Raw genomic sequence first — 20236 nt, forward strand, 5'->3', positions numbered from 1 at the left:
TCGACATTTTACCCGATTATTGCCGCTCAACCCACCATATAGGTTGCTGTAGCGCTGGCGATATAGAGCTGCTCTTCGTTATGTAGCTCAACACGGGCGACCGCAACTTTATTTCCAGCACGCAGTAGCGTACTGGTGGCGGTGAAGCGATTGCCTCGACCCGGGCGTAAATAGTCGACACGCAAATCAATGGTGCCCATTCGCGACAGACGAGCGCGCAATTCCTCTTCGGTGATGGTTTCATGGCGCGTCAGCGTGCTGCCAACGCACACCAGACCTGCGGCGACATCCAGCGCGGAGGCAATAACCCCGCCGTGTAAAATGCTCTGCGCCCAGTTTCCCACCATCATGGGCTGATTATTGAAGCTGAGTTGGGCAAAATCCTTCTCGTAGCGAGTAAGCTCCAGACCCAGCGCGCGATTGAAGGGCATATGGTAGACGAAAATCTCACCCACCAGTTTTAATGCGGATTCTGCTGTGAGGACGGCAGACATAGTGGCTCTTCCGTTAGGTTAATGAAATGTTGATTTTATGCCTCTAAATTGTTGAATTCCAGTTTAAGAAAGGATACCTGCGCAGCGTCTCAATAAATATGTAGAATAGATGTTGTAAAAATATTCAGTTCATCAACATTGTTCAGGGGAAGAAAACCGATGCGGACGTTTCTGGGTTGGTTTGTGGCATTGTGTGCGCTGCCTTTTGCGGCTTTTGCGCAGGAAGCGACAGTAAAAGAAGTTCATGATGCGCCAGCTGTGCGCGGTAGTATTATCGCGAATATGCTGCAGGAGCATGATAATCCGTTCACGCTCTATCCGTACGAATCGAACTACCTGCTTTATACCTACACCAGCGACATGAACAAGGAAGCCATTCGTTCGTATAGCTGGTCTGATGAAGCGCGTAAGGATGAAGTAAAATTCCAGCTCAGCCTGGCATTCCCTCTGTGGCGCGGAATACTCGGTCCGAATTCCGTGTTGGGCGCTTCCTATACACAAAAATCGTGGTGGCAGCTTTCTAATACGAAGGAGCCGGCTTCTTCGCCATTTCGTGAAACTAACTATGAACCTCAAATGTTTCTCGGTTTCGCCACCGATTACAGCTTTGCGGGCTGGACGTTGCGCGATATTGAGTTTGGCTTTAACCATGACTCCAATGGCCGTTCTGATCCCACATCGCGTAGCTGGAACCGCCTCTATACGCGTTTGATGGCGCAAAACGGCAACTGGCTGGTGGAAGTAAAACCCTGGTATGTTGTGGGGAACACCGACGATAACCCGGATATCACTAAATATCTGGGCCACTATCAACTGCGCGTCGGTTACCAGTATGGCGATGCCATTTTCAGCGTCAAAGGACAGTACAACTGGAACACTGGCTACGGTGGTGCAGAGGTCGGCGTAAGCTATCCGATTACCAAACATGTCCGCTTCTACACCCAGGTGTACAGCGGTTATGGCGAGTCGTTAATTGACTACAATTTCAATCAGACGCGTGTCGGTGTCGGCGTTATGCTTAACGATCTGTTTTAAGCATTGCAGTTTCATGAGCAGGCGCTGAAAATAGCGCCTGTTTTATTTTGTCGAGTGGAGTACATGTGGCGCAGGCGGAAGTATTGAATCTGGAATCGACAGCCCTGGAAGTTTTACGGGAAACCTTCGGCTACCAGCAGTTCCGTCCGGGTCAGCAACATATCATTGATACCGTGCTCGGCGGCCGCGACTGTCTGGTTGTCATGCCTACCGGTGGCGGCAAATCGCTCTGTTATCAAATTCCGGCACTGATTCTGCCCGGTCTTACGGTGGTGGTATCGCCGCTGATCTCCCTGATGAAAGATCAGGTTGATCAGTTACTGGCGAATGGCGTGTCCGCGGCCTGCCTGAACTCAACCCAAAGTCGTGAACAGCAGCTTGAGGTGATGGCTGGCTGCCGCACCGGACAAATCCGTCTGCTTTATATTGCTCCCGAGCGGCTGATGCTTGATAACTTCCTTGAGCAACTGACGCACTGGAATCCGGTACTGCTGGCGGTCGATGAAGCGCACTGTATCTCGCAGTGGGGTCATGATTTCCGCCCGGAATATGCCGCACTCGGCCAGCTTCGTCAGTATCTGCCGTCTGTGCCTTTTATGGCATTGACCGCCACGGCGGATGACACCACACGTCGCGATATTGAACGTCTGCTGGGATTGAACGATCCGCTGATTCAGATCAGCAGTTTTGACCGCCCCAATATCCGCTATATGCTGATGGAGAAATTCAAACCGCTCGATCAGCTTCTACGCTACGTACATGACCAGCGCGGCAAGTCCGGAATTATATACTGCAACAGCCGGGCGAAAGTGGAAGACACTGCCGCTCGCCTGCAAAGCCGGGGCTTTAGCGCTGCGGCGTATCATGCCGGGCTGGAAAACGAGGTACGCGCCAGCGTGCAGGAGAAGTTCCAGCGCGACGATCTGCAAATCGTGGTCGCGACCGTCGCGTTCGGCATGGGGATCAACAAACCCAACGTGCGATTTGTGGTTCACTTTGACATTCCACGTAATATCGAGTCTTACTACCAGGAAACTGGTCGTGCCGGGCGTGATGGTCTGCCCGCCGAGGCGATGCTGTTTTACGCGCCGGAAGATATGGCCTGGCTGCGTCGTTGTCTTGAAGAAAAACCCCCCGGACAGTTGCAGGACATTGAGCGCCATAAGCTCAATGCGATGGGAGCGTTTGCCGAAGCGCAAACCTGCCGCCGCCTGGTCTTGCTCAATTACTTTGGCGAAGGGCGCCAGGAAGCTTGCGGTAACTGCGATATTTGCCTTGATCCACCACGTCAGTATGACGGACTAAAAGATGCGCAGAAGGCACTTTCCGCTATCTATCGGGTGAATCAGCGTTTCGGTATGGGCTATGTGGTAGAAGTGCTGCGGGGCGCCAACAGCCAGCGTATCCGCGACCTTGGTCATGACAAACTGCCGGTCTACGGTATTGGCCGTGAGCAGAGCCATGAGCATTGGGTAAGTGTGATCCGCCAGCTTATTCATTTAGGCCTGGTCACGCAAAACATTGCGCAGCACTCCGCATTACAACTGACCGAAGCCGCTCGCCCGGTGCTGCGTGCCGAAGTACCGCTCCAGTTGGCTGTACCGCGCATGGTGGCCCTGAAATCCCGCGTGATGCAAAAGGCGGCGGTCGGCAACTATGACCGCAAACTCTTTGCGAAGCTACGCAAATTGCGTAAAGCGATTGCCGATGAAAATAACGTGCCGCCGTACGTGGTATTCAATGACGCAACGCTGATAGAGATGGCCGAACAGATGCCCATTACGCCAGGCGAAATGCTCGGTGTTAACGGTGTTGGGGTTCGTAAGCTTGAGCGCTTTGGCCAGGAGTTTATGGCGCTGATTCGTGCCCATGTTGATGGTGATGATGAGTAGTCAGCACGGACGAAAAGTGCCAGGATAGTGACTCACTTTATTATTTTCCCGCGAGTTAACCATGTTAATGCTGTTTTTCACCGTCGCCCTGGTGCACATTGTTGCCCTGATGAGCCCCGGTCCGGATTTCTTCTTTGTGTCGCAAACTGCCGTCAGCCGCTCCCGCAAAGAGGCGATGATGGGTGTGCTCGGGATTACCACTGGCGTGATGGTGTGGGCAGGCGTTGCTCTGCTTGGTCTTAACCTGATCCTCGAAAAAATGGCGTGGCTGCACAGTATTATCATGGTCGGCGGCGGCCTGTACCTGTGCTGGATGGGTTACCAGATGCTGCGTGGCGCGCTGAAAAAAGAAGAGAAAAAAGCCGATGCGCCGCAGATTGAACTGGCAACCAGCAGCGGTCGAAGCTTTATGAAGGGGCTTCTGACGAACCTTGCGAATCCAAAAGCGATTATCTATTTCGGTTCGGTGTTTTCACTGTTTGTCGGCGACAGCGTGGGCGCAGGTGCGCGCTGGGGGATCTTTATGCTGATCACGCTGGAAACCTTCGCCTGGTTTACCGTGGTGGCAAGTCTGTTTGCCTTACCGGCGATGCGCCGTGGTTATCAGCGTCTGGCGAAGTGGATTGATGGTTTTGCCGGTGCGCTGTTCGCAGGTTTCGGCATCCATCTGATTATTTCGCGCTGAGGGTTATACCGGATGGCGCCTACCATCCGGCCATATGCCCGGTGGCGCGACCGCTGGCCGGGGCTACGATGATAGACAGGATAAGGCGTTCACGCGGACGACATTACCGTCACCTCAGGCATGTCTTGCCGATGCCAGTAGCGCTCCCACCAGCATAAACAACGAACCAAACACCTTATTCAACGCTTTCATCTGGCGCGGACCTTTAATCCATGCGGCAATACGTTGCGCCAGCGTCGCATAGCCAATCATCACGATAATATCCACAACGATAGTGGTTACGCCGAGTACCACGTACTGCATCACCTGCGGCTGATTTGGCACAATAAATTGCGGGAACAGTGCGGCCAGAAAAACGATGCTTTTGGGGTTCGTCAGGTTGACGAAAACCGCGCGTTTAAACAGACGTGTACGTGATTGCGTATGTGCAAGGGTGTTGAGATCTATCGCCCCCGCAGCGCGCCACTGCTGGATACCGAGCCAAATCAGATAAGCAGCCCCGGCCCATTTCAGCACTTCAAATGCCAGTACCGAGCGTGAGAAGAGGGTACCCAGACCCACGCCGACCAGCACAATGTGAATGCCTAAGCCGGTTTGTAGCCCGGCAATGGACGCCGCAGCGCCGCGATAACCGTGGCTTATCGAGGTGGTCATGGTATTAATCGCGCCGGAGCCGGGTGATAAGCTGAGAATGATCGATGTCAGCAGATAAGCGAACCACCACTCGAAGGTCATGAGAAACTCCCTGATTGTCTGTTTTTATGCCACAATACGCTATTGTTAGCGGAATTAGCTACAGGTCACAAAAACGTTTTTGTTGCGCAAGTGAGGGCGTAGCCAATGTTCCGGCGAAACAAGGAGTGGGAAACCAGAGAAAGCGCGTTTGCCGCCTTTGCCACTGGCCCGTTAACCGACTTCTGGCGGCAACGGGAAGAGGCAGAATTTACCGGTGTGGATAATGTCCCGGTGCGCTTTGTCCGTTTCCATGCCGCCAGGCATGACAGGGTTATCGTGGTTTGCCCGGGTCGAATTGAAAGCTACGTGAAGTATGCTGAACTGGCGTATGACCTCTTCCATCTCGGCTTTGATGTGCTCATCATCGACCACCGCGGTCAGGGGCGTTCCGGTCGCTTGCTGGAAGATTCTCATCGCGGCCATGTGGTCAATTTCAGTGATTATGTTGATGATCTGACGGCGTTCTGGGAACAGGAGGTAGCTCCCGGCCCGTGGCGTAAGCGTTATATTCTGGCCCATTCGATGGGAGGAGCGATTGCCACGCTCTTTGTGCAACGCTATCCACAGGCCAACTGTGATGCCATCGCCCTCTGCGCGCCGATGTTCGGCATTATTATCCATCTGCCGGACTGGATGGTGCGTCCGCTGCTGGACTGGGCGGAAGGTTACCCGCGTATTCGCGAGAATTATGCCATTGGCACCGGTCGCTGGCATGCACTGCCCTTTGCGATTAACACGCTGACCCACAGCCGCGAACGCTATCGGCGCAATCTTCGTTTTTACGCCGACGAACCTCAACTGCGCGTGGGAGGCCCAACCTGGCACTGGGTGCGGGAAGGCATCCTGGCCGGGGAGCAGGTGCTGGCAGGTGCCGCATCAGATACTTCGCCCATGTTAATTATTCAGGCAGAAGAAGAGCGTGTTGTTGATAACCGCATGCACGATCGCTTTTGTGAAATGCGCGCCGCGGCGGGCCATCCCTGCGAAGGGGGGAAGCCGCTTGTCATCAAGGGCGCGTACCATGAGATCCTCTTTGAAGAGGACGCCATGCGCTCAGTCGCGCTCAACGCTATCGTCGATTTTTTCGATCGGTATAACTAAATGAATTATTGAGGTTAACGTTTCCTATGTATCAGGTTGTTGCGTCTGATTTAGACGGCACATTGCTCTCCCCCGACCACACACTCTCCCCATACGCGAAAGAAACGTTGAAGCTGCTCACCGGGCGCGGAGTGAACTTCGTTTTCGCGACGGGTCGCCATCACGTGGATGTCGGGCAAATCCGCGATAATCTGGGGATCAAGGCATACATGATCACCTCTAACGGCGCGCGTGTTCACGATACCGATGGCAATCTGGTGTTCACTCATAACCTGGATCGGGATATTGCCAGCGATCTGTTTGGCGTGGTGCATAACAACCCGGACATCATCACTAATGTGTATCGCGATGATGAGTGGTTTATGAACCGCCACCGCCCGGATGAAATGCGTTTCTTCAAAGAGGCGATTTTCCAGTATTCCCTGTATGAGCCGGGCATGCTGGAGCCTGAGGGTATCAGCAAAGTCTTCTTTACCTGCGAAACCCACGAACAATTGCTGCCGCTGGAGCAGGCGATTAATGCCCGCTGGGGCGATCGCGTGAATGTCAGTTTCTCGACGCTGACCTGCCTGGAAGTCATGGCCGGCGGTGTGTCGAAAGGGCACGCGCTGGAAGCTGTTTCGAAAGCGCTCGGTTACAGTCTGCAAGAGTGCATTGCGTTTGGCGATGGCATGAATGATGCGGAAATGCTCTCCATGGCCGGTAAAGGTTGCATTATGGGTAATGCGCATCAGCGCCTGAAGGATTTGCATCCGGAACTGGAAGTCATTGGCACCAACGCCGATAACGCCGTGCCGAATTACCTGCGTAAACTCTATCTGAGCTGATCTAATGGTCGTTTATTGACCAGTTGTCAACTTAATACTTCGCTACAATGAGTGTTCCTTATCCTGAGAGACATTCATTGTGGCGTTACTCATCATCACCACCATCCTGTGGGCCTTTTCCTTTAGCCTGATTGGCGAGTATCTTGCCGGGCACGTCGACAGCTATTTTTCGGTGCTGATGCGCGTGGGGCTGGCGGCTCTGGTTTTCTTACCGTTCCTGCGCCCCCGTGGACAGACGCTTAAAACGATCCTGCTCTATATGCTGGTGGGGGCGATGCAGCTTGGCATCATGTACCTGTTCAGCTTCCGTGCTTACCTCTATTTGAGCGTGTCGGAATTCCTGCTATTCACCGTTTTGACGCCGCTTTATATCACGCTGATTTATGATCTTCTCAGCAAGCGGCGCTTACGCTGGGGCTACGCCCTCAGCGCGCTACTGGCGGTAGTTGGCGCGGCGATTATCCGCTATGACAAAGTCAGCGATCACTTCTGGACGGGCCTGATGTTTGTGCAGCTCGCCAATATCAGTTTTGCCATTGGCATGGTGGGGTATAAGCGTCTGATGGAAACGCGCCCGATGCCGCAGCACAACGCATTTGCGTGGTTTTATCTTGGTGCCGCTATCGTGGCTGTTATCGCCTGGTTCCTGCTGGGGAATGCGCAAAAACTGCCGACCACCAACCTGCAATGGGGCATTCTGGTGTGGCTGGGAGTAGTGGCTTCCGGGCTGGGCTATTTTATGTGGAACTACGGGGCTACGCAGGTGGATGCCGGTACGCTTGGCATCATGAATAACGTACATGTCCCGGCCGGGCTGCTGGTTAACCTTGCCATTTGGCAGGAGCAGCCGCACTGGCCGAGTTTTATCATTGGTGGGACGGTGATACTGGCCTCGCTATGGGTCCATCGGCGCTGGGTCGCTCCGCGCTCCGCACAAAGGGCAGATGGTCGCACGCGTGGTTCCGCGCTGAGCGAATAAATGCCTCGGTGACTGGCTGGCGCTGCTCGCCATCGCGTACAGCAGCGTACAACCGGCTCCATAATCCCTCGCCCAGGGTTTTGGTCACCACCAGACCCTGGCGTTCAAAACTTTCTACTACCCAGTGCGGCAGGGCGGCTATGCCCATCCGCGCCGCCACCATCTGAATCAACAGCAGCGTATTGTCCACGCTTTTAAGCTGCGGGCTGATGCCTGCCGGTTGCAGAAAATGACGCCAGATATCAAGGCGGCTACGCTGCACCGGATAAATCAGTAATGTCTCTGTAGCCAGATCTTCCGGGGTGATCCGTGTGCGTGAGGCCAGTGGGTGATCCGGGGAGAGTACCAGACGCACTTCAAAATCAAACATCGGCGAATAGTGCAAACCGCTGCGCGGCAGGATGTCAGAGGTCATCACCAGATCCAGCTCGCCCTGCGAAAGAGCGGGTTGCGGGTCGAAGGTGACGCCCGATTTAAAATCCATTTCCACATGTGGCCATTGGGTGCGGAAACTCTCCAGCGCCGGGGTCAGCCACTGAATACAGCTATGGCATTCAATCGCGATTCGCAGGCGGGTCTGTTGCGGCTCATTGCAGGCCTGTAATGCGCTGCTGATTTGCGGCAGTACCTGATTCGCCAGTTGCAGCAGGATTTCTCCTTGCGGCGTAAAGCGTAGAGGCTGGCTTTTGCGCACAAAGAGCCGAAAGCCAAGGCGCTGTTCCAGATCGCTGAACTGGTGGGAAAGTGCGGATTGCGTCTGATGCAATGCCGCCGCCGCGGCAGCCAGCGACCCGCAGTTCCGTAACGCCTGTAGCGTTTTCAGATGTTTAATTTCGATCATGAAAGTCCTTCACTTCGGCATGACAAATTTGCGCTTGAGGAATATACAGTAACCGCCAAATATGGATGTGTAAACATCTGGACGTCCAAAATCCTTCGTCTTTTAAATTTATGGTGCGTTGGCTGCGTTTACTCGCCCCGGTCACTTACCCCAGTAAGCAGCCGGGGATGAGCAACCTGGCAGCCTTCCCTGAATTCAAAATCCATAGGCTTTACATATAATTAGAGGAAGTAAAATGACAATACTGAATCACACCCTCGGTTTTCCTCGCGTTGGCCTGCGTCGCGAGCTGAAAAAAGCGCAAGAAAGTTACTGGGCGGGTAACTCCTCCCGTGAAGAGCTGCTGGCGACAGGGCGCGAACTGCGTGCTCGCCACTGGGATCAGCAAAAAGCGGCGGGCATCGATCTGCTGCCGGTGGGGGATTTCGCCTGGTACGACCATGTTCTGACCACCAGCCTGCTGCTCGGCAACGTCCCGGCTCGTCATCAGAACAGCGACGGCTCCGTCGATATCGACACCCTGTTTCGCATAGGTCGTGGCCGCGCACCCACCGGTGAACCGGCGGCAGCGGCGGAAATGACTAAATGGTTCAACACCAACTATCACTATATGGTGCCGGAGTTCGTGAAAGGTCAGCAGTTCAAACTGACCTGGACGCAACTGCTGGATGAAGTGGATGAGGCGCTGGCGCTGGGCCACAAGGTGAAGCCTGTCCTGCTGGGGCCAGTGACGTACCTGTGGCTGGGGAAAGTGAAAGGTGAGCCGTTTGACCGCCTGAGCCTGCTCAATGACATCCTGCCGGTCTACCAGCAGGTGCTGGCTGAGCTGGCAAAACGCGGCATCGGGTGGGTACAGATCGACGAACCCGCGCTGGTACTTGAGCTGCCACAAGAATGGCTGGATGCCTTCAGACCGGCTTATGACGCACTTACAGGCCAGGTGAAACTGCTGTTGACCACCTATTTCGAAGGTGTGACGCCGAACCTCGACACCATTATCACGCTGCCAGTGCAGGGTCTGCACGTTGATCTGATTCACGGTAAAGATGACGTTGCTGAACTGCACGCACGCCTGCCCGCTGACTGGCTGCTCTCGGCAGGGCTGGTGAACGGTCGTAACGTCTGGCGTGCCGATTTGAGCGCGAAATATGCACAGATTAAAGCGGTGGCAGGGCAACGCCCGTTGTGGGTAGCCTCTTCGTGTTCCCTGCTGCACAGCCCGATTGATCTGAGCGTGGAGACGCGTCTCGATGCGGAGGTGAAGAGCTGGTTTGCCTTCGCTCTGCAAAAATGTGAAGAGTTGGCGCTATTGCGTGATGCGCTGAACAGCGGAGATACCACTGCAATTGAGGCATGGAGCGCCCCGATTCAGGCGCGCCGCCACTCAACCCGTGTGCACAATACCGCTGTTGCGCAGCGTCTTGCAGCTATAACTGCAGAGGACAGCCAGCGTACCAGCACTTATGAAGAGCGTGCCAAAGCACAGCGCGCCCGCTTTAACCTGCCCGCATGGCCGACGACGACCATCGGCTCCTTCCCGCAGACCACCGAGATCCGTGGTCTGCGCCTGGACTTTAAAAAGGGCAATCTGGATGCGAACAACTACCGTACCGGTATCGCTGAACACATCAGGCAGGCGATTGTAGAGCAGGAGCATTTAGGCCTGGACGTGCTGGTCCACGGTGAGGCCGAGCGTAACGATATGGTGGAATACTTTGGCGAGCATCTCGACGGTTTTGTCTTTACCCAGAACGGTTGGGTGCAGAGCTACGGCTCCCGCTGCGTGAAGCCGCCGGTGGTGATTGGCGATGTCAGCCGACCGGAAGCGATCACCGTGGAGTGGGCGAAGTACGCCCAGTCACTCACCAACAAGCCGGTAAAAGGCATGCTGACAGGACCGGTGACGATTCTGTGCTGGTCCTTCCCGCGTGAAGACGTGAGCCGGGAAACCATCGCCAGACAGATTGCGCTGGCGCTGCGCGATGAAGTAGCAGATCTGGAAGCCGCCGGTATTGGCATCATCCAGATTGACGAACCGGCCCTGCGTGAAGGGCTGCCGCTGCGCCGTCGCGACTGGGATGCGTATCTGGAGTGGGGCGTGGAGGCTTTTCGCATCAGTGCGGCCGTGGTGAGAGATGACACCCAGATCCACACCCACATGTGTTATTGCGAGTTTAACGACATCATGGATTCCATCGCTGCGCTGGATGCCGATGTGATCACTATTGAGACTTCGCGTTCTGATATGGAACTACTGGAGTCGTTCAAAGAGTTCGATTATCCGAATGAAATCGGGCCGGGCGTATATGACATTCACTCGCCGAACGTACCGAGCGTGGAGTGGATCGAAGCCTTACTGAAAAAAGCGGCGCAGCGTGTTCCGGCTGAGCGTCTGTGGGTGAACCCGGACTGCGGCCTGAAAACGCGCGGCTGGCCAGAGACCCGCGCCGCGCTGGCAAACATGGTAAAAGCGGCGCAGAACCTGCGCCAGGCGTAATGCTCAGCACACCGTCCGGTCAGGATGGTGCGCTATTCCTCTTCCCGACACAGCCACTGTGTACGGCGCTGTGTCAGCAAGTCGCGCTGGCGGCCTGTGGGGGCTCTGTCGCTCACCACATAATGAAAGTCGCCGATATCGCCGTTGCGGCACATCGCCCGGCGGCCAAACTTGGTGCTGTCGACCACCAGCACATTGACTTCCGCGCTGGCGACCAGCGCCTGACGTGCCACCACCTCTTCGTCGTTGAAATCATATAACTCACCCTCTTCGCCAATGCCGCCGACAGACACCACGCCGATATCCACGCGATAACGGCGAAAGAAGGTCAGAGCGTCACTGCCGATCACATCCAGATCGCGCTTACGCACACGACCGCCTGCGACAGTCAGTGCGCAACCAGGGAGCAGACTAAGCGGGGTGGCGGCGTGCAGGTTATTGGTACACACCGCCAGACGGATATCGTCCGGCAGGGCACGCGCTACCATTTCCACCGTGGTGCCGGTACCGAGAAAGCAGCTTTGCGCCTCGCTGAGTAACTGCGCGACCCGTTCGCCAATCCAGCGTTTGCCGTTAACGTTGACGATCTCGCGCTGTTGATAACCAATATTTTCGCGAGCGAAAGGGGCGACCATGCCATGACGGCGCAATAACAGCCCTTGCGCGGTGAGTTCACGCAAATCGCTGCGCACGGTTTGCAGCGAGACGCCGAAATAGTGCGCCAGTTGTTCAATGCTACTCTCACCGTGCTCTGTCACGATGGCGACAATCGCGCTGCGACGTGCTTCTGGAGTCATATTTGCATCCGGCAGTGGGGATTTGCGCTCATGCTATCCGGCGAATATGAAATTATTACTACGAAAAAAACGGGTCATATTTCTGTCAGATTCCCTTGTTTTAATCGTCACAACGAAAACCAAGGGGACGAAACCATGAGTAAGAAAATTGCGCTGGCAGCGGCTTTGCTGGCTTTCATGAGTGGTAGCGCTTTCGCAAAATCCACTCTGACGCTTTATACCAGCCAGCCAACCGAAGACGCGCAAATGACGGTGAGCGCTTTTGAACAGGCGCACCCGGACGTCGAAGTAAAATGGATTCGCGATGGGACCGCAAAGCTGATTGCCCGTATGCAGGCCGAAATTTCTGCCGGTGGCGCCAGCCCGGATGTCTTACTCATTGCTGATAGCGTGTCGATGGAGTCTCTGAAACAGCAAAATCTGCTGACGGCTTACAAATCACCGCAGGCCAGCCGCTACGATGCACAGTTGTATGATAAAGATGGTTACTACTACGGCACGAAACTTATCACCACGGGCATTGCGTATCACAGCAAAGCCCCGGTGAAGCCAGAATCCTGGCAGGATCTGCTCAAGCCTGAGCTGAAAAACATGACCACCTTACCAAGCCCGCTCTATTCCGGCGCCGCGCAGATTCATATGGCGACGTTAATGAATGATCCGCAACTGGGCTGGCAGTATTACGAGAAACTGAAAGAAAACGGCGCGATGCCGCAGAGTGGTAATGGCGGCGTGATGAGTGCTATCACCTCCGGCAGCAAAGCCTACGGCGTACTGGTGGATTACATGGCGATCCGCGAGAAAGCCAAAGGCGCGCCGATTGAGTTCGTCTTCCCGAAAGAGGGTGTCAGCATCGTCACCGAGCCGGTTGCCATGATGAAAGGGGCGAAAAACCCTGAGGGTGCGAAAGCCTTCATTGATTTTGTCCTCTCCGCAGACGGGCAGAAGCTGGTGCTCAAACAGGGCTACCTGACGGCGGACGCCAGTTTGCCGGTTCCGCAGGGTTTCCCGGCGCGTGACACCATTAAACTGATGCCATACGACCCGGCAAAAGCGCTGGCTGATACCGAAGCAAACAAAAAGCGTTTTGCCGATCTGTTCGGGAACCGCTAAGTCATGACGGACATGACACTGAATCAGTCTGCCGCCAGCAGCCCGCCGAAAGGGCTGCTATGGCTTTTACTCGCGCTGATCGCTTTGCTGAGCCTGCTTCCCAGCCTGCGACTGCTTTTTTCCGCCCTCTTTGACTGGCAGCAAGGTAGCCACAGTAGCCTGTGGCGAGTGTTGAGCAGTGAATCCACCTGGGTTGCGCTGTACAACAGTCTCTATACCAGCGGCCTGGGCACGGTGCTGTCGCTGCTGTTGGGCAGTTTTTTTGCCTTTTGCCTGGCCCTGACCGATATTCGCGGCAAGCGGATTTGGGTCTTTTTGTTCATGTTGCCGATGATGATCCCCCCGCAGGTCACCGCCCTGAGCTGGCTGCAGCTGTTTGGCCCCAGCAGCATTTTGCTCAACAGTATCGGGCTTGCGCCGGGGTTTGGCAGTAGCAATCCTCTTTATTCGCCGGAAGGCATAGCGCTGTTGCTTGGGATCCAGCATGCACCGCTGGTCTTTCTGGCCCTGCGCACGCAGTTACAGTGCCTGCCAAAAGAGCAAATAGAAGCCGCGCGTCTGAATGGCGCGTCGTTGTGGCGGGTATTTATTGATATCGTATTGCCGCTATGCCGCACCGCGCTGTGGGCCGGAGCGGCGATTGCGTTTGTCTCCGCACTGGGTAACTTCGGTATTCCCGCCATGCTCGGTATACCCATTTCCTATTTCGTTCTGCCGATTCAGATTTACCAGACGCTCTCCAGCTTTGGTCCGTCGATGCTAAATGACGTTGCGGCGCTGTCTGTGCTGATGGGCATTCTCGCCATTGGTATCGTGACCTTGCAGGGCGTTATGCAGCGCCGCCATGCTTTACCGCTTATCGGAATGGCCGGGCGGGCGCTCAGTTTTCAGTTAGGCAAATGGCGACTGGCGACCGAAGTGCTGCTGGGGATGGTGTTATTCGCCATTCTGCTGGCACCGCTGCTGGCGTTGATTGCAACGTCACTGGTCCCCACCCTGGGCGTGCCGCTGAATGCCGATACGCTGACCTTTGCCGCCTGGGGAGCGATGTTTGATAACCAGAGCGCCACCTGGCGAGCACTTACTAACAGCATCACGCTTTCCGTGAGCGCCTCGCTGGTTTTGATGTTGCTGTGTCTGCCGCTGGCGTGGCTGCTGGTGCGTTTCCCCAGCCGCCCGCTACGGTGGTTGTACAGCGTTATTGATATTCCCTACACCCTGCCGGGCGTGGTGCTGGCAATTGCTTTTATTTTGCTGTTTGCCCGTCCGCTGCCGCTGGTGGGCATCAGCCTGAGCGGGACGCTGACCATCATTTTCCTCGCCTACCTTGCCCGCTTCCTGACGGTCTGCCTAAAGCCGGTGCATAACAGCATGCTGCAGCTCGATCCGGCGATGGAAGAGGCGGCAAGTCTGGCCGGTGCCAACTTCTCTCAGCGTCTACGCCATATTGTGCTGCCGTTGCTCGCTCCCGCCGCATTTGCCGGGGCGCTGCTGGTCTTTCTGACCGCCGTTAATGAACTGACCGTCTCGGCGCTATTGTGGAGCGCGGGCAAAGAGACGCTCGGCGTGGTGATTTTTAATCTCGACGAAAGCGGCAACAAGGTGCTGGCCTCGGCGATTTCCGTGTTAGTCGTGGGGCTGGTGGCCTGCGTCATGTTATTGCTGAGTAGTCTTGGCAAATATTTACCCAAAGGAGTTATCCCGTGGCAGAGCTAAAACTGGAACGGCTGAACAAGGTATTTGGTGAACAGGCTGTCGTGCGGGATCTGAACCTGACCATTCCAGAAGGGGCGTTCACCGCGCTGCTGGGGCCGAGTGGCTGCGGCAAAACCACCACACTGCGGATACTCGCCGGGCTTGAACATCTCTCCTCCGGACGTTTGTTGCTGGGGGATCGCCTGCTGGCAGACGCGCGGGTGCATATGCCGCCGGAGACCCGCGATATGGGAATGGTGTTTCAGTCTTATGCCCTCTGGCCACATATGACAGTGGCGGAAAACGTGGGTTATCCGCTGAAATTGCGCAAAGTGAATGGCGCTGCGCGCCAGAAGCAGGTGATGGAAGCGCTGGATGTGGTGGAACTTGGCGCTTATGCCGGGCGCTCGCCGCAGGAACTCAGCGGCGGTCAACGTCAGCGTGTGGCACTGGCCCGTTGCCTGGTGTCGGAACCGGAAGTGGTGTTACTGGATGAACCGCTGGCGAACCTTGACCGTCATCTGCGCGCCACCATGGAGCAGACGTTTCGCGAGTTTCACCGTCGTACCGGGGCGACATTCGTCTATGTCACCCATGATCAGGCCGAAGCGATGGCGCTGGCCAGCCATATTGCAGTGATGCATCAGGGGGAATTAATGCAGTGGGGTGCGCCGCAGACGCTGTATCAGCATCCACAAAATGCCTGGGTGGCCAGGTTTATCGGCAAAGGAAGCATTCTGTCGCTGGCGGCCCGGCACCCGGCATCGCAATTGGATAGTCTGCAACTGCATGAAGGTCTCGCGCCCGACACTACCCAGCCGCGTCAGCAGGTCCTGGTTCGTCCGGAACATGTCGTGGTGGGTGATACGGGCTTACAGGCAACGGTGGAAAGTTGCATTTTCCAGGGAGAACGCTACCTGCTGGAACTGCGTCTGCCGGACGGACAGCGCTTAAGTGCTTTCCATTCTTTACCGTTGCGAGAACAGCAGAGCACAGGCGTGCGCCTGATGCAGGGATGGTGCCTGGAGGCGGCGTGACGGTACAGATTGAGATTATCAGCGGGACAGGACATAAAGCTCCCGCAGCGATTCTGGTTTCTACGCCCCGGCAACGTATTTTACTGGATGCAGGCGGTGCGCTGGATCCGCATGCGGAACTCTGGCCAGTACCGGAAAAGATCGATGCGATCCTGTTAAGCCATGATCATGTCGATCATATTGGCGGTTTACATCGTCTTGCGCCGCACATTCCGGTTTATTGTACGCAGACCACGGCACAATCATTACCCGCTGGGCATAACGTCCACCCTATTGCGGTGCGTGGCCAATTCCGATTGGGCGACATAACGGTGACAACGGGCAGTTGCGGACACGCCTGGGGTGGGGTGTGGTTTCATCTTGATGTGGCAGGCGGCCTGTTTTATAGCGGCGATATCAGCATGGAATCGGCGCTGTTTCGCTTTGACACACCGCCGCCTGCACAGACAGCGCTGGTGGATGCGTCATACGGGCTCTATAACGTTTCGCAACGTCAGCAGTGGGATAAATTGCGCGAACGTCTGACGCTGCCTGTGCTGTGTCCGGTGCCGCCGTCAGGCCGGGCGGTGGAACTGGCGCTGCTGTTAGCGCGTGAGGGACGTACCGACATCGTACTTGATGCGCCTTGTCAGGAGATGCTCAGGCAAATGGCCGCGCATAATGACGGCAGTTTGCGCCAGGAGGTGGAGGCGGATTTGCAGCAGCTTTTGCGCACGCTTCCGGCGTTTTCCGCTCAGTCATCGCTGATACTGGCAGCAGATCCTGATGGGCAAAGTGGGATGGCGGGCGAACTGCGTCGACGCAAAGATTTCCATCACCGAACGCTGTTTACGGGTCATATGAATCGCCTTAATCATCAACAATGGCTGGCCGGTGATGTGGATTTTTGTCGCTGGAATGTGCATCCAACTCTCAATACCTTAATGTTGTTAGTGTCGATGCTAAAGTGCAGCAGGCTGGTGCCGATGTTTACTCATGTAGAGGACATTCAGCACTGGCAGTTCGCACCTGGATGTCACATCGTTACACAGAATATTTTGGGGGTGGAACTATGCCACTGATATGCAAACCCTTTGTTTTCGTTCGCCACGGCGAGACGCCGCTTAACCGCGATAAAGTGATTGGCGGGAGTACGGATGTGCCGCTGACCGACGAAGGGGAGCAGCAGGCGCGTTCCGCTGCACCCATTCTGGGCCGTTATGACTGGAATGGGGTGGCGGTGAGTTCGCTCAGGCGGGCTCAGCGTACCCTTGAACTGGCACTGCCTGGCGCGGAGCATGTTGTTATGCCGGATTTATGTGAACGCGACTGGGGCGAGCTGGAAAACCGTCCGCTGGCCGAGCTGACCCCCTATGAAAGCACGCCTCCTGGCGGCGAAAGCTGGGAGACGTTTTGCACCCGCGTCACGGATGCCCTTAACAGCCTGCTGGAAAAATATGACACGCCGTTGATTGTGGCGCATTCCGGTGTTTACCGGGTGATCCGTTACCACGCCTTCGGCACGCCTTATGGCGATCGCGTGGGTAACGCGGTGCCTATGTGGATCTCTCCCGGCGAAACGCCACAAGAGTGGCAGATTGTCCCACTGGCGGAACGCGATTAAGCGGCACGAGATACAAGAAGTGCTGCGGGCAACACAGGCCATATTTTCCTGTGTCGCACCGCATGGGCAGTATTAGCGTGATACGCCGCCGTAGCGGGCGAACCACTCCAGCATCCGGCGCCAGCCATCTTTGGCCGATTCTTCATGGTAGCTTGGACGATAATCGGCGTTAAACGCGTGCCCGGCATCAGGGTAAACAACGATCTCGGCGTGCGCGTTGGCGGCGCGTAACGCCTGACGCATTATGTCGACAGTCTCCAGAGAGATCCCGGTATCCTGCGCGCCATACAGACCAAGCACTGGCGCATTGAGGTCGGTGGCGATATCTACCGGATGTTTCGGTGAATTCAGTGATTTTTGTCCCACCAGTTTTCCATACCAGGCGACCGCTGCCTTCAGTTGCGGGTTATGCGCCGCGTACAGCCAGGCAATCCTTCCCCCCCAGCAAAAACCGGTCGCCAGCAGGCGATGGGCATCACCGCCGTTACGTGCCGCCCAGTTGGCAACATGGTCGAGGTCGGCCAGCACTTGCGCATCGGGTACCTTCATGACCAGTCCATCATAAAGGGTCTGAATATCGGCGAAATCATTCGGATCGCCCTGACGAAAATAGAGTTCCGGTGCCACGGCCAGATACCCTTCGAGGGCAAGGCGACGGCAAAGGTCGCGAATATGCTCATGTACGCCAAAGATTTCCTGAATCACCAGTACAACGGGCAGGGGATCTGAGGCATTTTTAGGCCGCGCATGGTAGGCAGGCATGCTGTCGCCCTGGCTTGGAATCGTGGTTTCGCCTGCGATGATGGCGTCTTCCGGGGTGTGTAGTGTGGTTGAAGCGTGAGGTGATGCCGCCGGTGCGAAGCCCGGTAATGTATTTGTTGTCATGGCGTTCTCCATACCCTTTATTTAGCGCTCCACTAACTATAGTCCGACAGAGCGCAAATCATCCTGTACGAAAAAGGCTATCTTTTGAGCAGGGCGAAAAGGTTGAATGTGTTAATGTGATGTTTATCACTATTTTATGGAAATGTTATGCAAACAAATTGCATCATGGCGATCTGAGTCACGAAATTAAGCGCATGCCTTCTGTAAAGTACCGTTTTGCTTCTTCTGACTAAACCTGATCACAGAGGAGTTTTTATGTCCAAGTCTGATGTTTTTCATCTCGGCCTCACCAAAAACGATTTACAAGGGGCTACGCTTGCCATCGTTCCGGGCGATCCAGAGCGTGTGGAAAAGATCGCCGCGCTGATGGATAAGCCGGTTAAGCTGGCATCTCATCGCGAGTTCACCTCCTGGCGCGCTGAACTGGATGGCAAAGCTGTCATTGTCTGCTCCACCGGTATCGGCGGCCCGTCAACCTCTATCGCTGTGGAAGAACTGGCCCAACTGGGTATCCGCACTTTCCTGCGTGTCGGTACGACAGGCGCTATTCAGCCAAACATTAACGTTGGCGATGTACTGGTGACTACCGCCTCCGTACGTCTGGACGGTGCAAGCCTGCATTTTGCGCCGATGGAATACCCGGCCGTGGCTGACTTCGAGTGCACCACCGCGCTGGTGGCTGCGGCGAAAGAGGTTGGGGCAACCACCCATATCGGCGTGACCGCCTCATCGGATACCTTCTATCCAGGCCAGGAACGTTATGACACCTTCTCTGGTCGCGTGGTGAGCCGTTTCAAAGGTTCTATGGAAGAGTGGCAGTCAATGGGCGTGATGAACTACGAAATGGAATCAGCAACATTGCTGACCATGTGCTCCAGCCAGGGCCTGCGTGCCGGGATGGTGGCGGGCGTTATCGTCAACCGTACTCAGCAGGAAATTCCAAACGCTGAGACCATGAAGCAAACGGAAAGCCATGCGGTGAAAATTGTGGTGGAAGCCGCGCGCCGTCTGCTGTAAAGGGTTCCTTGTGTATGAAGGCCGGCATGTCCGGCCTTTTGTTTATCTGCTGTTTCCAGAGGCGGGATTAATCCGTATTTCGCCCGCCTGCCACGTTTGCAGTTCACAATAAAAACAACCGATTCAATCCCGACACTTTCCGAACATGGGCTTAATGAACTGTTCAGCGGAAGGTTGAAACATAGGGCAATCTCGCCCAATCTGTTACACTTCACGAACATTTTCTTCAATAGCAGGCACTAAGATGGCGGAAGATTCAAAAGAGACGACGCACTTTGGTTTTCAGACCGTCGCCAAAGATCAAAAAGCCGAGATGGTGGCACATGTGTTCCACTCGGTGGCCGCAAAATATGATGTCATGAACGACTTAATGTCGATGGGCATTCACCGTTTGTGGAAACGTTTTATGATCGACTGTAGCGGCGTGCGTCGCGGACAAAAAGTTCTCGATTTGGCCGGGGGAACCGGCGACCTGACGGCTAAATTCTCTCGTCTGGTCGGCGAAACAGGTCAGGTTGTGCTGGCAGATATTAACGAGTCCATGCTCAAAATGGGCCGCGAAAAACTGCGCAATATCGGTGTTATCGGCAACGTCGAATATGTCCAGGCGAATGCCGAAGCGTTGCCGTTCCCGGACAACACCTTTGACTGCATCACCATCTCTTTTGGTTTGCGTAACGTCACTGAAAAAGAGAGCGCCCTGCGTTCCATGTACCGCGTTCTTAAACCGGGTGGACGCCTGCTGGTGCTGGAGTTTTCCAAACCGATTATTGAACCGCTGAGCAAAGTGTATGACGCCTACTCGTTCCATGTGCTGCCGCGCATCGGGCAACTGGTAGCCAGCGATGCGGAAAGTTACCGCTATCTGGCGGAATCCATCCGCATGCACCCGGATCAGGAAACCCTGAAAGCGATGATGCAGAGCGCGGGGTTTGAAAATGTCGATTACTACAACATGACCGCAGGCATTGTTGCGCTGCATCGTGGCTACAAGTTCTGACAG

At 55.4% G+C, this 20236-nt stretch carries 19 protein-coding genes; 14 read left to right on the plus strand and 5 right to left on the minus strand.

Going from position 1 to position 20236, the window contains the following annotated elements; all coding sequences use genetic code 11:
- Window positions 1-26: 26 nt before the first annotated feature.
- Window positions 27-494, minus strand: coding sequence for an acyl-CoA thioesterase YigI (yigI, locus tag AAIG39_RS20150; protein ID WP_090088475.1), 468 nt, complete (start codon window positions 492-494; stop codon window positions 27-29).
- A 159-nt stretch (window positions 495-653) separates the two neighbouring features.
- On the opposite strand from yigI, the gene pldA reads away from it, so the two are divergent.
- From pldA to rhtC, 3 genes are all read left to right on the plus strand, one after another.
- Entirely contained in the window at window positions 654-1529 is an 876-nt protein-coding gene (gene pldA / locus AAIG39_RS20155) for a phospholipase A (protein WP_090088478.1), read from the plus strand.
- 65 nt (window positions 1530-1594) lie between these two features.
- On the plus strand, window positions 1595-3421 hold the full coding sequence (gene recQ / locus AAIG39_RS20160) for an ATP-dependent DNA helicase RecQ (RefSeq protein WP_343194578.1): 1827 nt from the start codon (window positions 1595-1597) through the stop codon (window positions 3419-3421).
- A gap of 61 nt (window positions 3422-3482) precedes the next feature.
- Window positions 3483-4106, plus strand: coding sequence for a threonine export protein RhtC (gene rhtC, locus AAIG39_RS20165; RefSeq protein WP_343194579.1), 624 nt, complete (start codon window positions 3483-3485; stop codon window positions 4104-4106).
- Window positions 4107-4220: 114 nt separating this feature from the next.
- On the opposite strand, the gene rhtB is transcribed toward rhtC, so the two are convergent.
- A complete protein-coding gene (rhtB, locus tag AAIG39_RS20170) occupies window positions 4221-4841 on the minus strand; it encodes a homoserine/homoserine lactone efflux protein (RefSeq protein ID WP_090088485.1) in 621 nt (206 codons plus the stop codon).
- 105 nt (window positions 4842-4946) lie between these two features.
- Here rhtB and pldB point away from each other — a divergent pair, with 105 nt between their 5' ends.
- The 3 genes from pldB to AAIG39_RS20185 all read left to right on the plus strand — a co-directional run bounded on the left by pldB (window position 4947) and on the right by AAIG39_RS20185 (window position 7748).
- Window positions 4947-5942: a lysophospholipase L2 gene (gene pldB, locus AAIG39_RS20175; protein WP_090088487.1), complete on the plus strand. Its 996-nt coding sequence runs from the start codon at window positions 4947-4949 to the stop codon at window positions 5940-5942.
- 26 nt (window positions 5943-5968) lie between these two features.
- Window positions 5969-6769 (plus strand): sugar/pyridoxal phosphate phosphatase YigL, encoded by an 801-nt coding sequence (gene yigL / locus AAIG39_RS20180; protein ID WP_090088491.1) that lies wholly within the window; start codon window positions 5969-5971, stop codon window positions 6767-6769.
- A 79-nt stretch (window positions 6770-6848) separates the two neighbouring features.
- Window positions 6849-7748 (plus strand): carboxylate/amino acid/amine transporter, encoded by a 900-nt coding sequence (locus AAIG39_RS20185; protein ID WP_090088493.1) that lies wholly within the window; start codon window positions 6849-6851, stop codon window positions 7746-7748.
- Here AAIG39_RS20185 and metR read toward each other — a convergent pair.
- The gene (metR, locus tag AAIG39_RS20190; protein WP_090088495.1) at window positions 7636-8589 is read right to left on the minus strand and encodes an HTH-type transcriptional regulator MetR; all 954 of its coding nucleotides are present in this window, start codon (window positions 8587-8589) and stop codon (window positions 7636-7638) included. The genes AAIG39_RS20185 and metR overlap by 113 nt on opposite strands.
- A 235-nt stretch (window positions 8590-8824) precedes the next feature.
- Here metR and metE point away from each other — a divergent pair, with 235 nt between their 5' ends.
- A complete protein-coding gene (gene metE, locus AAIG39_RS20195) occupies window positions 8825-11086 on the plus strand; it encodes a 5-methyltetrahydropteroyltriglutamate--homocysteine S-methyltransferase (protein ID WP_090088497.1) in 2262 nt (753 codons plus the stop codon).
- Between the two features lie 32 nt (window positions 11087-11118).
- Here metE and AAIG39_RS20200 read toward each other — a convergent pair whose 3' ends face one another.
- Complete coding sequence (locus AAIG39_RS20200) at window positions 11119-11883, minus strand: DeoR/GlpR family DNA-binding transcription regulator (protein WP_343194580.1); 765 nt, start codon at window positions 11881-11883, stop codon at window positions 11119-11121.
- 135 nt (window positions 11884-12018) lie between these two features.
- Here AAIG39_RS20200 and AAIG39_RS20205 point away from each other — a divergent pair, with 135 nt between their 5' ends.
- From AAIG39_RS20205 to AAIG39_RS20225, 5 genes are read left to right on the plus strand one after another with little or no spacing between them, the layout of a single operon-like run.
- Entirely contained in the window at window positions 12019-12996 is a 978-nt protein-coding gene (locus AAIG39_RS20205; protein ID WP_090088534.1) for an ABC transporter substrate-binding protein, read from the plus strand.
- Between the two features lie 3 nt (window positions 12997-12999).
- Complete coding sequence (locus tag AAIG39_RS20210) at window positions 13000-14712, plus strand: ABC transporter permease (protein ID WP_249572452.1); 1713 nt, start codon at window positions 13000-13002, stop codon at window positions 14710-14712.
- A complete protein-coding gene (locus tag AAIG39_RS20215; protein ID WP_090088504.1) occupies window positions 14700-15728 on the plus strand; it encodes an ABC transporter ATP-binding protein in 1029 nt (342 codons plus the stop codon). The genes AAIG39_RS20210 and AAIG39_RS20215 overlap by 13 nt, the downstream gene beginning before the upstream one ends.
- Window positions 15725-16789 carry an MBL fold metallo-hydrolase gene (locus tag AAIG39_RS20220; RefSeq protein ID WP_249572450.1) on the plus strand — a complete coding sequence of 355 codons (1065 nt, stop codon included), beginning with the start codon at window positions 15725-15727 and terminating at the stop codon, window positions 16787-16789. Before AAIG39_RS20215 ends, AAIG39_RS20220 begins: the two co-directional genes overlap by 4 nt.
- Window positions 16780-17331 (plus strand): histidine phosphatase family protein, encoded by a 552-nt coding sequence (locus tag AAIG39_RS20225; RefSeq protein ID WP_249572449.1) that lies wholly within the window; start codon window positions 16780-16782, stop codon window positions 17329-17331. Before AAIG39_RS20220 ends, AAIG39_RS20225 begins: the two co-directional genes overlap by 10 nt.
- 72 nt (window positions 17332-17403) lie before the next feature.
- Here AAIG39_RS20225 and AAIG39_RS20230 read toward each other — a convergent pair whose 3' ends face one another.
- On the minus strand, window positions 17404-18216 hold the full coding sequence (locus tag AAIG39_RS20230; protein ID WP_090088510.1) for a dienelactone hydrolase family protein: 813 nt from the start codon (window positions 18214-18216) through the stop codon (window positions 17404-17406).
- Window positions 18217-18471: 255 nt separating this feature from the next.
- Between AAIG39_RS20230 and udp the strand changes: the two genes are divergently transcribed.
- Window positions 18472-19233: a uridine phosphorylase gene (gene udp / locus AAIG39_RS20235; protein ID WP_039077056.1), complete on the plus strand. Its 762-nt coding sequence runs from the start codon at window positions 18472-18474 to the stop codon at window positions 19231-19233.
- A gap of 244 nt (window positions 19234-19477) precedes the next feature.
- Window positions 19478-20233, plus strand: a complete 756-nt coding sequence (ubiE, locus tag AAIG39_RS20240) for a bifunctional demethylmenaquinone methyltransferase/2-methoxy-6-polyprenyl-1,4-benzoquinol methylase UbiE (protein ID WP_343194581.1) — start codon at window positions 19478-19480, stop codon at window positions 20231-20233.
- Window positions 20234-20236: the final 3 nt, after the last annotated feature.

Origin of the sequence: Phytobacter palmae, assembly GCF_039409775.1 — a bacterium.
GTDB lineage: Bacteria > Pseudomonadota > Gammaproteobacteria > Enterobacterales > Enterobacteriaceae > Phytobacter > Phytobacter palmae.